We start from the raw sequence: 13075 nt of genomic DNA, 5'->3' as shown, positions 1-13075 counted from the left end.
GTCAGGCTCGGGAGGGTCAGGCTCAGGAGGGTCAGGCTCGGGAGAAGTGCCGCCGCGCGTCGTGCGGGACGCTCGACGGGGTGGCGTCCGCGAGGGCGGCAATGGTGACGGAGGCCAGGTGGCGGCGCCAGGCGAGCTCCGCCTGGCGCATGGCGTGCGCGATCCCGCAGGGCCCGCGGAAGTCGCTCGCGGGGCGCTCGGCGTTCATGCCCTGCTTGCGGATCTCGGTGCACGCAAATGCCTCCGCGCCGCCCTCGACGGCGGTGACGACGTCCATGAGGGTGATCTCCCCCGCGGGCCGCGCCAGCCGCAGGCCGCCGCGGACGCCGGAGACCGACTCGGTGATGCCCGCACGGGTGAGGGCCTGGACCTGCTTCACCAGGTAGGGGGCGGGCAGGTCGTAGGCCTCGGCGAGGCGGGCGGCCGGGACGGGGGTGGCGTCGTCGGCCTGGAGCCAGTGCAGCAGGATGCACACGTGCGCCGCCCACTCGACGCCCTCGCTCATCTTCATGGCGACCTCCGTCGTAACCTGGACAGAACTTATCCAGGTTTGATCGGCCCCGTCAACGGCTGGACGATGTGTCCCGTCCTGGCTGTGGAAAAGCGGACCCCGAGGTTGCGCTGATCTGGGACACTTGGACCCATGAGCACTCCCACCTCTCCGGGGCCCGCGGACGCCCCGACGGCCACCTCCGCCACGAACCCTCCCGCGCCCTCTGTAGCGGGTGCCGACGTCGTGCGTGCGGTGGTCCGGGAGGTACCCGAGAAGGTCAGCCTGGACGGGCTCGAGGAGCGCTACGACGAGCGCTGGACGCAGGACGGGACGTTCGCGTTCGACCGGTCCAAGACGCGTGAGCAGGTCTTCTCGATCGACACCCCGCCGCCGACGGTCTCCGGCTCCCTGCACGTGGGTCACGTCTTCAGCTACACGCACACCGACGTGGTGGCGCGCTACAAGCGCATGCGCGGCCTCGAGGTGTTCTACCCCATGGGCTGGGACGACAACGGGCTGCCCACCGAGCGCCGCGTCCAGAACTACTTCGGCGTGCGCTGCGACCCGTCGCTGCCCTACACGGAGGGCTTCGAGCCGCCGCACCAGGGCACGGACGGCAAGAACGTCAAGCCGGGTGACCAGGTGCCGATCAGCCGCCGCAACTTCATCGAGCTGTGCGAGCGCCTCACGGCGGACGACGAGCGGCTCTTCGAGGAGCTGTGGCGCCGGCTCGGCCTCTCGGTCGACTGGGCCCAGACGTACCAGACCATCGACGCCACCTCGCGGGCCACGGCCCAGCGCGCCTTCCTGCGCAACCTCGCGCGCGGCGAGGCCTACCAGGCGGAGGCGCCTGGTCTGTGGGACGTGACGTTCCAGACGGCGGTGGCGCAGGCGGAGCTCGAGGCGCGCGACTACCCGGGCTTCTTCCACAAGGTGGCGTTCCACCGTCCCGACGGCGAGAAGGTCTACATCGAGACCACCCGGCCGGAGCTCATCCCTGCCGCGGTGGCCCTGATCGCGCACCCGGACGACGAGCGGTACCGGCACCTCTTCGGGACCACCGTGACGTCGCCCCTCTTCGGGATCGAGATCCCGGTGGTCGCCCACACGGCGGCCGAGCCCGACAAGGGCGCGGGCATCGCGATGTGCTGCACCTTCGGCGACCTCACGGACGTGCAGTGGTGGCGCGAGCTGCAGCTGCCCACGCGCTCCGTGGTCCAGCGCGACGGCCGCATCACCGCAGAGACGCCGGAGTGGCTGGCCGACTCCCCCGGCCGCGCCCTGTTCGAGGAGTCCGTGGCAGGGAAGACCACGTTCTCCGCGCGCACCGCGATCGTGGACGCGCTGCGGGAGGCGGGCGACCTCGACGGGGAGCCCGTGTCCACGCAGCGCAAGGCCAACTTCTACGAGAAGGGCGACAAGCCCCTCGAGATCGTCACGTCGCGCCAGTGGTACATACGGAACGGCGGCCGCGACGCGACCCTGCGCGACGAGCTGCTGGCCCGGGGCAAGGAGCTCGACTTCCACCCCGACTTCATGCGCGTGCGCTACGAGAACTGGGTGGGTGGCCTCAACGGCGACTGGCTGATCAGCCGCCAGCGCTTCTTCGGCGTCGCGATCCCGCTCTGGTACCCGGTGCTGCCGTCCGGCGAGGTGGACCACGACAACCCCATCGCGCCCTCCGAGGCGGAGCTGCCGGTCGACCCCACGTCGCAGGCACCGGCCGGCTACACCGAGGACCAGCGCGGCGTGCCGGGCGGGTTCGTGGGCGACGCGGACGTCATGGACACGTGGGCCACGTCGTCCCTCACGCCGCAGATCGTCGGCGGCTGGGAGCGGGACGCGGACCTGTTCGAGCGCGTCTTCCCGATGGACCTGCGCCCCCAGGGCCAGGACATCATCCGCACGTGGCTCTTCGCCACGGTGGTGCGCGCGCACCTCGAGAGCGGGGTGCTGCCCTGGAAGAACGCCGCGATCAGCGGCTGGATCCTGGACCCGGACCGCAAGAAGATGTCGAAGTCCAAGGGCAACGTGGTGACGCCCATGGACCTGCTCGTGGAGCACGGCTCCGACGCGGTGCGCTACTGGGCAGCCGCGGCACGCCTCGGCACGGACGCCGCCTTCGAGGTGGGCCAGATGAAGATCGGCCGCCGCCTCGCGATCAAGGTCCTCAACGCGTCCAAGTTCGCGCTGTCGTTCGGCGGCGGGGCGGGCTCGGTCATCGAGCTGGACGGCACCAAAGTGACCCAGCCGCTCGACCGGGCGATGCTCGCCGGCCTGGCAGCCGTCGTGGAGCAGGCGACGCAGGCGCTGGAGACGTACGACCACACCCGCGCCCTCGAGGTCACCGAGACGTTCTTCTGGACGTTCTGCGACGATTACCTGGAGCTCGTCAAGGACCGCGCCTACGGTGCTGGTGCGGACTCTGCCGAGGTGTCCGCCGAGACGGAGTCGGCCCGCACGGCCCTGGCCGTCGCACTCGACGTGATGCTCCGCCTCCTGGCGCCGTTCATCCCGTTCGCCACCGAAGAAGTCTGGTCCTGGTGGCGCGAGGGCTCGGTCCACCGGGCTCCGTGGCCGGACCCGCTGCCCCTGCGTGCCGTCGCGGGCGACGCCTACGCAGGCGACCTCACGGCCGCGGGCCACGCGCTGGCCGCGCTGCGCAAGGTGAAGTCGGAGGCCAAGGTCTCGATGCGCACCCCGATCCTCGGCGCGGAGCTGGCCGTCCCGGCCACCGCCCTCCCCGGGGTGACCACCGCGATCGAGGACGTCAAGGCTGCCGGCCGCGTCACCGGTGAGCTCACGCTCGCCGAGGCGGCCGAGGGCCAGGGCGACGCCGCGGTCCAGGGCGGCATCGTGGTGACGAGCAGCGAGCTGGGCGAGCCGGAGGCCCGCAAGAAGGGTTGACAGCGGCCCGCCGACGACGACGCCCGGGTCACCTTCCCCACGGAAGGTGACCCGGGCGTCGTCGTGCACCCCCCAGGCCGCCGAGATAGTGACCCCGTCCGACGAAGGCACTACCTCGGCGGGCGGGGCGGGCTACTTCCTCTGGTCGTCGCCCGACATGGAGAGCAGCGCCTCGTTCGGCGTTCCCTCGTCGTGCCAGCGCAGGGTGGCGCCCACGCCGTCGATGAGGTCCACGGACCCCTCCGGGGCGAACGTCAGCCCGGCGTCCTCACCGACCGCCGCCCGGACGAGGGCGATCGCGGCGGGGAGCTCCTCCAGCCCCTGGGTCACGCCGAGGTCCTCCAGCTCTCCGCGGGTGCCCGCGATGTGCAAGGGGTCGGGCCCGATCCACAGGGTGCGGCCGTTGAGCCGCCCGTCCCCTGCGACGTCGGCCCCGAGCTCCGCGCTGCCGAACTCCTCGGCGAGCACCAGCTCCTTGACCTGGCCGCGAGCCAGGACGGCGACGACGTCGTCCACCGAGGTGACGGCACCGGACTCGCGGCCGAGGCCCTGCCGCAGCTCGGCGAGCACCTGCTCCCGCCGCCGCTCCCGGTAGCTGTCGAGCGCGTCGTCCAGGTGCTCCTCGAACGACCCGGCGCGCACCCCCTCGTTGCGGCCGCCGCCGGCGACCTCGACCACGCGGTCGGCCACAGTCCGGGACAGCTCGGCGCGCACGAGGTTCACGGCGCGCACGTCGCCGGTGAGCACCACCAGCTCGGGCCGGGTCGCGGCGACCTGACGCTCGATCTCCGCCGCCATCGCCTCGGCGTTGCGCTCCCAGGAGTCCTCGGCGCGAGCCTCGATGTTTGAGCGGCTGGAGCCTGGCGAGCTGGACTTGACGATCTCGTCGTGGGGCGCCTCGTACGACCACCGGTCCTTGCCGGCCACGCCGGAGCGCACGAAGTCGGCGCCCTGCCGGTCGACGGACACGCACAGCAGCTCGACGGACTCGTCGGCAGCCAGCGCTGCCTGGAGGAGAGCCGGCACCGGCCCCCAGGTGCTCGACGCGACGGCCGGCGGACTCTTGACGGGCCGGTCCACGAGAACCCCCGTGCCGTCTGCGATGACGACCCTTCCGTGGAGGCCCCGCGGCCACAGTGGCCGCAGCACCACCTCCTCGATGGCGCCGAGGACGTCCTCGGGTGCGCCCTGCTGGGCGAGGGACTTGCGCACGGCTCGCCACCTGTTGGCAACGTCCCGGTCCCCCGCCTCGGCCGCCGGCGTGGCGTCCAGGAAGAGGGTCGCGAACGGGCCCGGATGGCCGATGAGCGGGTGCAGCCAGTCGATCTTCATACGCACCTCCGGTCTGCTTCCACCGGGGCCACCGGCCCCGGGGTGTCCCTCCAGGGTCGAACGGATCGCGGCGTGACGCCACCCCTGTGCGTGTGGGTTCGTGGGAGATCTATTGCGTGACGGCAGTGACTCGCCTCACACAGGTAAAGCCGCTCTCGCGGTGGCCACTCTAGAAATCATTCTCTTCATGCATACGTGTCGAGCGGAGGCAGGTTGCCGTCCGCGTGCTCGCGGGCGATCAGCTCGTGGCGGCGGATGACCTCGCTCACGATGAACTGGCGGAACTGGATCGCGAACTCCGGGTCCAGCCCCGCGTCGGCCGCGATGCTCGTGAGACGGTCGATCTGCTGCTGGTCGCGGGCCGGGTCGGCCGGCGGGAGCCCCCCTACGGCCTTGAGCTCGCCGACCTCGCGCGTGAGCTTGAAGCGCTCCGCCAGGAGGTGCATCAGGGCGGCGTCGATGTTGTCGATGCTGGCGCGCAGTCGGTGGATCTCGGGCGGCACGGTGCCGGGCTTGGTCATGCTCCGAGGCTATCCCGACCGCCTGCGGTGAGCCGCCGGATTCCAGGTGGACACCATTGTCCGGGGTACAGTCCTCACTGGCGCGCAGGGGACCGGCTTTGCCGAAGGGCGCCGTACAACGGACGTACGACACCACGGGAGACCACCCACATGACCTTCGCCTCCTCGCCGGCCCTCGTGGAGGTGCCCGAGAGCACCAGCATCAACACGATCCTGCGGGAACGCGTCGCCCGGTCAGGCGAGCAGGTCCTCATCGAGCGCCGAGACAGCCCGACCGGTCCGTGGATCCCCGTCACGGCCCGCGCGTTCGAGGAAGAGGTGTTCGGCCTCGCCCGCGGCCTGGTGGCTCGTGGGGTCAACCAGGGCGACCGCATCGCCATCATGTCCCGCACGCGCTACGAGTGGACGCTCCTCGACTTCGCGATCTGGGCTGTCGGCGGCATCCCCGTGCCGGTGTACGAGACGTCGTCGGCCGAGCAGGTGCACTGGATCCTCGGTGACGCGGGCGTCCGCCTCGCCGTGGTCGAGACCGCTCAGCACGCCGAGGTCGTGAACCAGGCGTGGCAGCACGGCCTCCCCATGCTCGAGGACGTCCTGCTGATCGACGACGACGCGCTGACCCACCTGCGCGACCGCGGCACGCACCTCTCCCCCATGGCCGTCTCGGAACGCCGCGACGCCGTCCAGCGCGACGACATCGCCACGATCATCTACACGTCGGGCTCCACGGGCCGCCCGAAGGGCGCGGTCCTCTCGCACGGCAACTTCGCGCACCTGGTGATGAACGCCGCCGTCGGCATCCCCGAGCTGGTCAGCGCGCCGGGCGCCCGCACGCTGCTCTTCCTGCCGCTCGCGCACGTGTTCGCACGCTTCGTCGAGGTCTCCGTCATCGGCGGCAGCGCCGTGCTGGGCCACTCCCCCGACGTGAAGAACCTCGTGCCGGACCTGGGGTCGTTCCGGCCCACGTTCCTCCTGGCCGTCCCCCGCGTCTTCGAGAAGGTCTACAACAGCGCCGAGCAGAAGGCCGGCTCGGGCGTGAAGAACCGCATCTTCACCTGGGCCGCCGGGGTGGCCGGGGACTACTCCCGCGCCCTCGACTCCGCGTCGGGCCCCCGCTGGTGGCTCCGCACCCGGCACGGGGTCGCCGACCGCCTCGTCTTCTCGAACCTGCGGGCTGCCCTCGGCGGCAACCTGAAGTGGGCCGTGTCGGGCGGCGCGCCGCTCGGCGAGCGCCTGGGCCACTTCTTCCGGGGCGTCGGCGTGACGATCCTCGAGGGCTACGGGCTCACCGAGACCACGGCACCGACCGCCGTGAACCTGCCGGGGCGGGTCGCCATCGGCACTGTGGGCCCCGCGTTCTTCGGCACGGCCGTCCGGATCGCCGACGACGGCGAGATCCTGCTCGCCGGCCCGCACATCTTCCACGGGTATCTCAACCAGCCGGAGCTGACGGCCGAGGCTCTCGACGGCGGCTGGTTCCGGACCGGCGACCTCGGCACCCTGGACGAGCGGGGCAACCTGCGGATCACCGGCCGCAAGAAGGAGATCATCGTGACGGCGGGCGGCAAGAACGTGGCGCCCGCCCAGCTCGAGGACCGGCTCCGCGCCCACCCGATCATCAGCCAGGTCGTCGTCGTGGGCGACCAGCGCCCGTTCATCGGCGCGCTCGTGACCCTCGACGCCGAGATGCTGCCTGGGTGGTGCGCCACCAACGGCCTTCCGGCGCTGACCGTGGCGGAGGCCCGCATGCACCCGACGGTCCTGGCCTCGATCGACCAGGCCGTGAACCAGGCCAACGAGGCCGTCTCCAAGGCCGAGTCGATCCGCAAGATCGCCGTGCTGGAGGGCGACTTCACCGAGGCGAACGGCTACCTCACGCCATCGATCAAGGTGAAGCGCGCCAAGGTGATCGCCGACTTCGCGCCCACCATCGAGGCCCTGTACGGCGGCGGTCCGGCGGCTCCGACGACCAGCCCGTTCTCCGCCGTCGGCTCGCGGTAGGTCCAGCCGTACGCAGGAGGCCCGGGCGATGTCGCCCGGGCCTCCTTCTGCGTGTGTCTGTCCGCGCGTCCCGACCCGGCGTCAGGCGCTCTTCTCGCGCGGGTGGCGGCCCCGCACGGGGCTCGTCCGCGGCACGATGGTGGGGTTGACGTTCTCGAGGACGACCTCGCGATTGATGACCACCCGCTCGACGTCGTCACGGCTCGGCACGTCGAACATGACCTGTTGCAGCACCTCTTCCATGATCGCGCGCAGGCCGCGTGCGCCAGTGCCGCGGAGCAGGGCCTGCTCGGCGATGGCGTCGACAGCGCCCTCGTCGAACTCCAGGTCGACACCGTCGATCTGGAACATGCGCTGATACTGCTTGACGAGCGCGTTGCGGGGTTCCGTGAGGATCTGCACGAGCGCTCCCCGGTCCAGCTGAGCCACCGACGCGATGACGGGGAGGCGGCCGATGAACTCCGGGATGAGGCCGTACTTCTGCAGGTCCTCCGGACGGACCTCGGCGAACAGGTTCTCCGTGCCGCCCGTCTCCATCGGGGCGCTGAAACCGACGCCGCGCTTGCGCGAGCGCGCCGCCACGATGTCGTCCAGGCCCGCGAACGCACCCGCCACGATGAACAGCACGTTCGTGGTGTCGATCTGGATGAACTCCTGGTGCGGGTGCTTGCGCCCGCCCTGGGGCGGCACCGACGCCGTGGTGCCCTCGATGATCTTAAGAAGCGCCTGCTGGACGCCCTCCCCCGAGACGTCACGGGTGATCGACGGGTTCTCCGCCTTGCGGGCCACCTTGTCGACCTCGTCGATGTAGATGATGCCCGTCTCGGCCTTCTTGACGTCGTAGTCGGCCGCCTGGATGAGCTTGAGGAGGATGTTCTCGACGTCCTCGCCCACGTAGCCCGCCTCGGTCAGCGCCGTGGCGTCGGCGATCGCGAACGGCACGTTGAGCATCTTCGCCAGGGTCTGCGCCAGATACGTCTTGCCCGTCCCCGTGGGGCCGATGAGCAGGATGTTCGACTTGGCGATCTCGACGTGGTCCCCGTCGTCGGACCCTGGGCCCGCAGGCCGGGCGAGCTCGCCGGCCTGGATGCGCTTGTAGTGGTTGTAGACGGCCACTGACAGGGCCTTCTTCGCCGAGTCCTGGCCGATGATGTACTGCTCGAGGAAGTCGAAGATCTCGCGCGGCTTGGGGAGATCGGTGAGGCCGAGCTCGGCGGCCTCGCTGAGCTCCTCCTCGATGATCTCGTTGCACAGCTCGATGCACTCGTCACAGATGTACACGCCTGGGCCGGCGATGAGCTTCTTGACCTGCTTCTGCGACTTGCCGCAGAAGTTGCACTTCAGCAGGTCCGCGCCGTCACCGATTCGCGCCACTACCCGTCTCCTCGCCTCAGTGCCCGACCGGATGCGCTCGCGCCGCCGGTGGACGGTCCCACCATCCATTCCACACCACGGCGGGCCCGTTGTCAGTAGGACGCCCCGGTGGGTCGCTCACGTCTGTTTTCCCCCACATCACAGCACTTTGTCGGGATCCCCGCACCCTGGAAGCAGGGCGCCGGAGCACACCACCTCGTCGGGGGCGGGCTCCGGCGCTCCTGCGACCAGCAGACGGACCGTCGGACCGCTCAGCGGGGAACGACCGGGACCGCTGCCTTACGGCTCTCCAGCACCTGGTCGACCAGGCCGTAGTCCTTGGCCTGTGCGGCGGTGAGGATCTTGTCGCGCTCGATGTCGTCGCGCACCTGGTCCACCGTACGGCCGGAGTGGCTGGCAAGCGTGTCCTCGAGCCACTCGCGCATGCGGATGAGCTCGTTGGCGTGGATCTCGATGTCGGACGCCTGCGCGTAGCCGCCACCCTCCATCGCCGGCTGGTGGATCAGCACGCGCGCGTTCGGCAGAGCCAGACGCTTGCCCGGCTGACCTGCGGCGAGCAGCACCGCGGCGGCGGAGGCCGCCTGGCCGAGGCACACGGTCTGCACCTGCGGCTTGATGAACATCATCGTGTCGTACAGCGCCGTCATGGCCGTGAACGAGCCACCGGGCGAGTTGATGTACAGGATGATGTCGCGGTCCGGGTCCTGGCTCTCCAGGACCAGCAGCTGGGCCATCACGTCGTCCGCGGACGCGTCGTCGACCTGGACACCCAGGAAGATGATGCGGTCCTCGAACAGCTTGGTGTACGGGTCCTGCCGCTTGAAGCCGTAGGCGGTGCGCTCCTCGAACTGAGGCAGCACGTAACGGCTGGACGGGGCTGCGGCGCCGGAGTACGGCATGCCATAACCACCACCCGGGCGGGCATAGTTGCCGGCAAGGCGCTGCGCGGCGGCGACGAACTGGGCTTCAGGGCTCACGGTTTCTCCTCGGAAGATCTGGTGATGTCTGCGATCCGGTACCGGTCAGGACCCCGTGCCGCCGCCGCCCGCAACCGACGAGGCGTTGGTGACGACGTTGTCGATGAACCCGTACTCGAGGGCCTCGGGAGCCGTGAACCAGCTGTCCCGGTCGTTGTCCTTGAGGATCTTCTCGAGCGGCTGCCCGGTCTGCTCGGCCGTCAGCTGGGCGAGCACCTGCTTCATGTGCATGATGAGCTGCGCGTTGATGCGCACGTCGGTCGCGGTGCCGCCGATGCCGCCCGAGGGCTGGTGCATCATGACGCGGGCGTGGGGCGTGGCGTACCGCTTGCCCTTGGCGCCGGACGACAGCAGGAACTGGCCCATCGACGCCGCCATGCCCATCGCCACGGTCGCGACGTCCGGCTGGATGTACTGCATGGTGTCGTAGATCGCCATGCCCGCCGTGATCGACCCGCCCGGCGAGTTGATGTACAGGTAGATGTCCTTGTCGGGGTCCTCGGCGGCGAGAAGCATCATCTGCGCGCAGATGGCGTTGGCGTTCTCGTCACGCACCTCGGACCCGAGCCAGATGATGCGCTCCTTGAGGAGCCGGTTGTAGATGGAGTCGTTGAGTCCGAAGGCAGGCCCATCGGCCCGCGCCACCGGCCCGGCGTCCATCCGCAGCAGATCGTTCACGTCCATCTCCTCGGTTCAGGCTTGTTCAGTCTTTGTGTTTCGCTCGACCCTAACGTGCAGGGCACTGCCGGAACTCCTCGGTACACCTTCTTTTCGCCGACAGCGCATCAGCGCTGCCCTGGGCGAAAAACGCCGGACGCCCGCCCTCCGGAGAAGGCGGGCGTCCGACGGTCAGACAGGTGCGTCAGGGTCTTCTTGGCTTCCGCCGGCCCCGATCGGCCTTGACCCTGCGGGAGGCGTCCCTCAGGCCTTGGCGGCCTCGGTACCGGCCTCCGCCTCGGCGGCGTTCGAGGCCTCGGCGACGGCGGCCTCGAGGGCCTCCGCGGCCTGGTCGTCCTCGTCCGAGCCGATGAACTCGCTCAGGTCGACGACGTTGCCGTCGGCGTCCTTCACGTCGACCTTGCGCAGCGCGACGGCCAGCGCCTTGGAACGAGCGACCTCGCCGACCATGGCCGGGATCTGGCCGTTCTTGTCCAGGGTCGAGATGAACTCGCCCGGCTCCATGCCGTACTGGCGGGAGGCGCTCACCAGGTACTCGATGAGCTCGCCCTGGGCGACCTTGACCTCGAGCTTCTCGGCCAGGGTGTCCAGCAGGATCTGGTTCTGGACGGCCTTGGTCGCGTCGACGGTGACCTCGGCGCGGTGCTCGTCGTCCTCCAGGCGGCCCTCGGACTCGAGGTGACGGTGCACCTCGGCCTCGACCACGCCCGACGGGACGGGGATCTCGACGGAGGAGAGGAGCTTCTCCAGGAGCGCGTCCCGGGCCAGCACGGCCTGGTTCGAGGTCTTGGCGGAAGCCACCTGCGTACGCAGGTCGTCCGTGAGCTCGGCGAGCGTGTCGAACTCGGAGGCCAGCTGAGCGAAGTCGTCGTCCGCCTCCGGCAGGTCGCGCTGCTTGACCGAGGTGGCCGTGACGGTGACGTCAGCGTCCTGGCCCTCGTGCTCGCCGCCGGCCAGGGGTGCCGTGAACGTGGCGGTCTCGCCGGCCGACAGGCCGGTCAGCGCCTCGTCCAGGCCCTCGAGCATGTTGCCCGAGCCGATCTGGTAGGAGACGCCGGAGACGGAGTCGACCTCGTCCTCGCCGATGACGGCCTTCAGGTCGATGACGATGTAGTCGCCCTCGACGGCCGGCCGGTCCACGCCGACCAGCGTGCCGAAGCGCTCACGCAGCGCCTCGAGGCGCTCGTTCACGTCCTCCTCGGTCACCGCGGTGGAGTCGACGGACACGTCGAGACCCGAGAGCTCGGGGATCTCGATCTCCGGGCGCACCTCGACCTCGGCCGTGAACTTCAGCTGGCCCTCGCCGGCCTTCGCCGGGATCTCCGTGACCTCGACCTCGGGCTGGCCCAGCGGGCGCAGGCTCGCTTCGGACGCGGCCTGGCGGTAGAACCCCGACAGCCCGTCGTTCACGGCGTGCTCGATGATGGCGCCCCAGCCGACTCGCTGCTCGACGATGCGCGGCGGGACCTTGCCCTTGCGGAAGCCAGGGACGTTCACCTGCTCCGCGATGTGCTTGTAGGCGTGGTCGATGCTCGGCTTGAGCTCGTCGTACTCCACCTCGACGGTCAGCTTGACCTTGGTGGGGTCCAGGGTCTCGACGGCGCTCTTCACTTCGATGGTCTCCAGAATGGTCGATGGTGCGCACGCTTCGTGGCAGTAGCGGCGGAGGCCGGGATCACCGGGGCGGCGCGGATGTGAGTGCGTACGACGGGCGTACGGGCAACCCGTCCATGGTACGCCCAGCGCCCGGATGCGCCGAACGGTGGCCACGTCCGAGCCCCGGGACCGGTCACCAGGTCCAGGTGAACCCGACGATCGCCTGTTCCGTCACCGAGAGGAAGCGGTGGGCGGTGAGGTCGTCGTCGAGCTCGACCTCCTCGAGGCTCACCGGGTCGCCCTCCAGGTCGTCCCACTCCGCCCACCACACCCGGCCGGGCACACGTTCGGGATGGAACTCCACCTGCATGCGCAGGCTCTCCAGCCGCCGGAACACAGCCCGGCGATACACCGGCGGGGGCGCCTCCGGGTAGCGGAACGACGTGACGTACTCGAGCGAGGCCGTCTCTCCGGCGGCGAGCGGCCGTCGCAGCAGGATGTCGACGGCGTGGAAGTGCTCGTCGAGCCGGTAGAGCTCGCTCGCGGTCCCGCCGCGCAGCACCCGGATCACCACGTCCGTGGTGTCGAACCGGAAGAGGTAGCGGTCGGTGCCGTCGACGAGCGCCTCGATCACCTGGCTCGTGCGGTGGTCCAGCGGGATCCCGTCCGCACCGACCCGGTGCGTCTCGTGCACGGTCACCGACCGGTACCGCTCGACCCCGGTGAGCTCCGGGTTGCCCCGCGGCGCGCGCGCCCGTCCCGCGACCACGCGGCGGCTCGGCGCAGCCCCGAGGTACAGGGCCCACAGCTTCTCCGCCTCGTGCCGGGCGAAGCCGAACGCCTCGACGAACCAGGTCAGCGTCTGCGTGCTCAGCACCTCGCCGCGCAGGGCGCGGGAGACCCGGTCCTTGAGCGAGTCCTCCGAGATCTCATGGCCCTCGGCCCAGACGACGGGGGCGAGCACCCGGCAGACCGCGCGGTGGTTGATCTCCTCGCCGCGCAGCCGCGTCGCACGCGACTGCCACAGGCGCCGGTAGGGGCCCGGCTGCGCAAGGAGCTCGGAGAGATAGCGCGCGGCCTCGTGTGCCTCGTCCGCCAAGCTGTCCCCCTTGTGCGATCGACCGTGCGAGCCGTGCCGCGACCCGTCCGTGCGACCGCCGTGCGACATAGCGACCGTAGCCTTGGCGATCACCATA

At 70.4% G+C, this 13075-nt stretch carries 10 protein-coding genes; 2 read left to right on the top strand and 8 right to left on the bottom strand.

The window, feature by feature from the left end:
• Positions 1-31: 31 nt before the first annotated feature.
• Positions 32-511: an RrF2 family transcriptional regulator gene (locus D1350_RS06255; protein ID WP_125775032.1), complete on the bottom strand. Its 480-nt coding sequence runs from the start codon at positions 509-511 to the stop codon at positions 32-34.
• A gap of 132 nt (positions 512-643) precedes the next feature.
• Here D1350_RS06255 and valS point away from each other — a divergent pair, with 132 nt between their 5' ends.
• Positions 644-3400, top strand: a complete 2757-nt coding sequence (gene valS, locus D1350_RS06250; RefSeq protein WP_125775030.1) for a valine--tRNA ligase — start codon at positions 644-646, stop codon at positions 3398-3400.
• A gap of 132 nt (positions 3401-3532) precedes the next feature.
• Here valS and D1350_RS06245 read toward each other — a convergent pair whose 3' ends face one another.
• Together D1350_RS06245 and D1350_RS06240 are read right to left on the bottom strand one after the other, a co-directional pair.
• Complete coding sequence (locus tag D1350_RS06245) at positions 3533-4732, bottom strand: baeRF2 domain-containing protein (protein WP_125775382.1); 1200 nt, start codon at positions 4730-4732, stop codon at positions 3533-3535.
• 185 nt (positions 4733-4917) lie between these two features.
• On the bottom strand, positions 4918-5253 hold the full coding sequence (locus tag D1350_RS06240) for a chorismate mutase (RefSeq protein WP_125775028.1): 336 nt from the start codon (positions 5251-5253) through the stop codon (positions 4918-4920).
• Between the two features lie 150 nt (positions 5254-5403).
• Here D1350_RS06240 and D1350_RS06235 point away from each other — a divergent pair, with 150 nt between their 5' ends.
• Positions 5404-7254, top strand: coding sequence for an AMP-dependent synthetase/ligase (locus tag D1350_RS06235; RefSeq protein ID WP_125775026.1), 1851 nt, complete (start codon positions 5404-5406; stop codon positions 7252-7254).
• 81 nt (positions 7255-7335) lie between these two features.
• On the opposite strand, the gene clpX is transcribed toward D1350_RS06235, so the two are convergent.
• The 5 genes from clpX to D1350_RS06210 form a co-directional block, all read right to left on the bottom strand.
• Positions 7336-8628 carry an ATP-dependent Clp protease ATP-binding subunit ClpX gene (clpX, locus tag D1350_RS06230; protein WP_125775024.1) on the bottom strand — a complete coding sequence of 431 codons (1293 nt, stop codon included), beginning with the start codon at positions 8626-8628 and terminating at the stop codon, positions 7336-7338.
• Positions 8629-8879: 251 nt separating this feature from the next.
• A complete protein-coding gene (locus D1350_RS06225; RefSeq protein WP_125775022.1) occupies positions 8880-9605 on the bottom strand; it encodes an ATP-dependent Clp protease proteolytic subunit in 726 nt (241 codons plus the stop codon).
• A 45-nt stretch (positions 9606-9650) separates the two neighbouring features.
• The gene (locus D1350_RS06220; RefSeq protein ID WP_276313710.1) at positions 9651-10289 is read right to left on the bottom strand and encodes an ATP-dependent Clp protease proteolytic subunit; all 639 of its coding nucleotides are present in this window, start codon (positions 10287-10289) and stop codon (positions 9651-9653) included.
• Between the two features lie 237 nt (positions 10290-10526).
• Positions 10527-11894 carry a trigger factor gene (gene tig / locus D1350_RS06215; protein ID WP_125775019.1) on the bottom strand — a complete coding sequence of 456 codons (1368 nt, stop codon included), beginning with the start codon at positions 11892-11894 and terminating at the stop codon, positions 10527-10529.
• Positions 11895-12072: 178 nt separating this feature from the next.
• On the bottom strand, positions 12073-12978 hold the full coding sequence (locus D1350_RS06210) for a hypothetical protein (RefSeq protein WP_125775017.1): 906 nt from the start codon (positions 12976-12978) through the stop codon (positions 12073-12075).
• Positions 12979-13075 lie beyond the last annotated feature (97 nt).

It is taken from the genome of Antribacter gilvus, from assembly GCF_003946865.1.
GTDB lineage: Bacteria > Actinomycetota > Actinomycetes > Actinomycetales > Cellulomonadaceae > Antribacter > Antribacter gilvus.
The sequence above is the reverse complement of the archived record's forward strand: the minus strand, read 5'-3'. Positions and strand labels throughout refer to the sequence as shown.

Bases quoted from the DNA above. Each gene is read 5' to 3' on its own strand.
- D1350_RS06255 (WP_125775032.1), bottom strand. From the start codon at position 511: ATGAAGATGAGCGAGGGCGTCGAGTGGGCGGCGCACGTGTGCATCCTG.
- valS (WP_125775030.1), top strand. From the start codon at position 644: ATGAGCACTCCCACCTCTCCGGGGCCCGCGGACGCCCCGACGGCCACC.
- D1350_RS06245 (WP_125775382.1), bottom strand. From the start codon at position 4,732: ATGAAGATCGACTGGCTGCACCCGCTCATCGGCCATCCGGGCCCGTTC.
- D1350_RS06240 (WP_125775028.1), bottom strand. From the start codon at position 5,253: ATGACCAAGCCCGGCACCGTGCCGCCCGAGATCCACCGACTGCGCGCC.
- D1350_RS06235 (WP_125775026.1), top strand. From the start codon at position 5,404: ATGACCTTCGCCTCCTCGCCGGCCCTCGTGGAGGTGCCCGAGAGCACC.
- D1350_RS06220 (WP_276313710.1), bottom strand. From the start codon at position 10,289: ATGGACGTGAACGATCTGCTGCGGATGGACGCCGGGCCGGTGGCGCGG.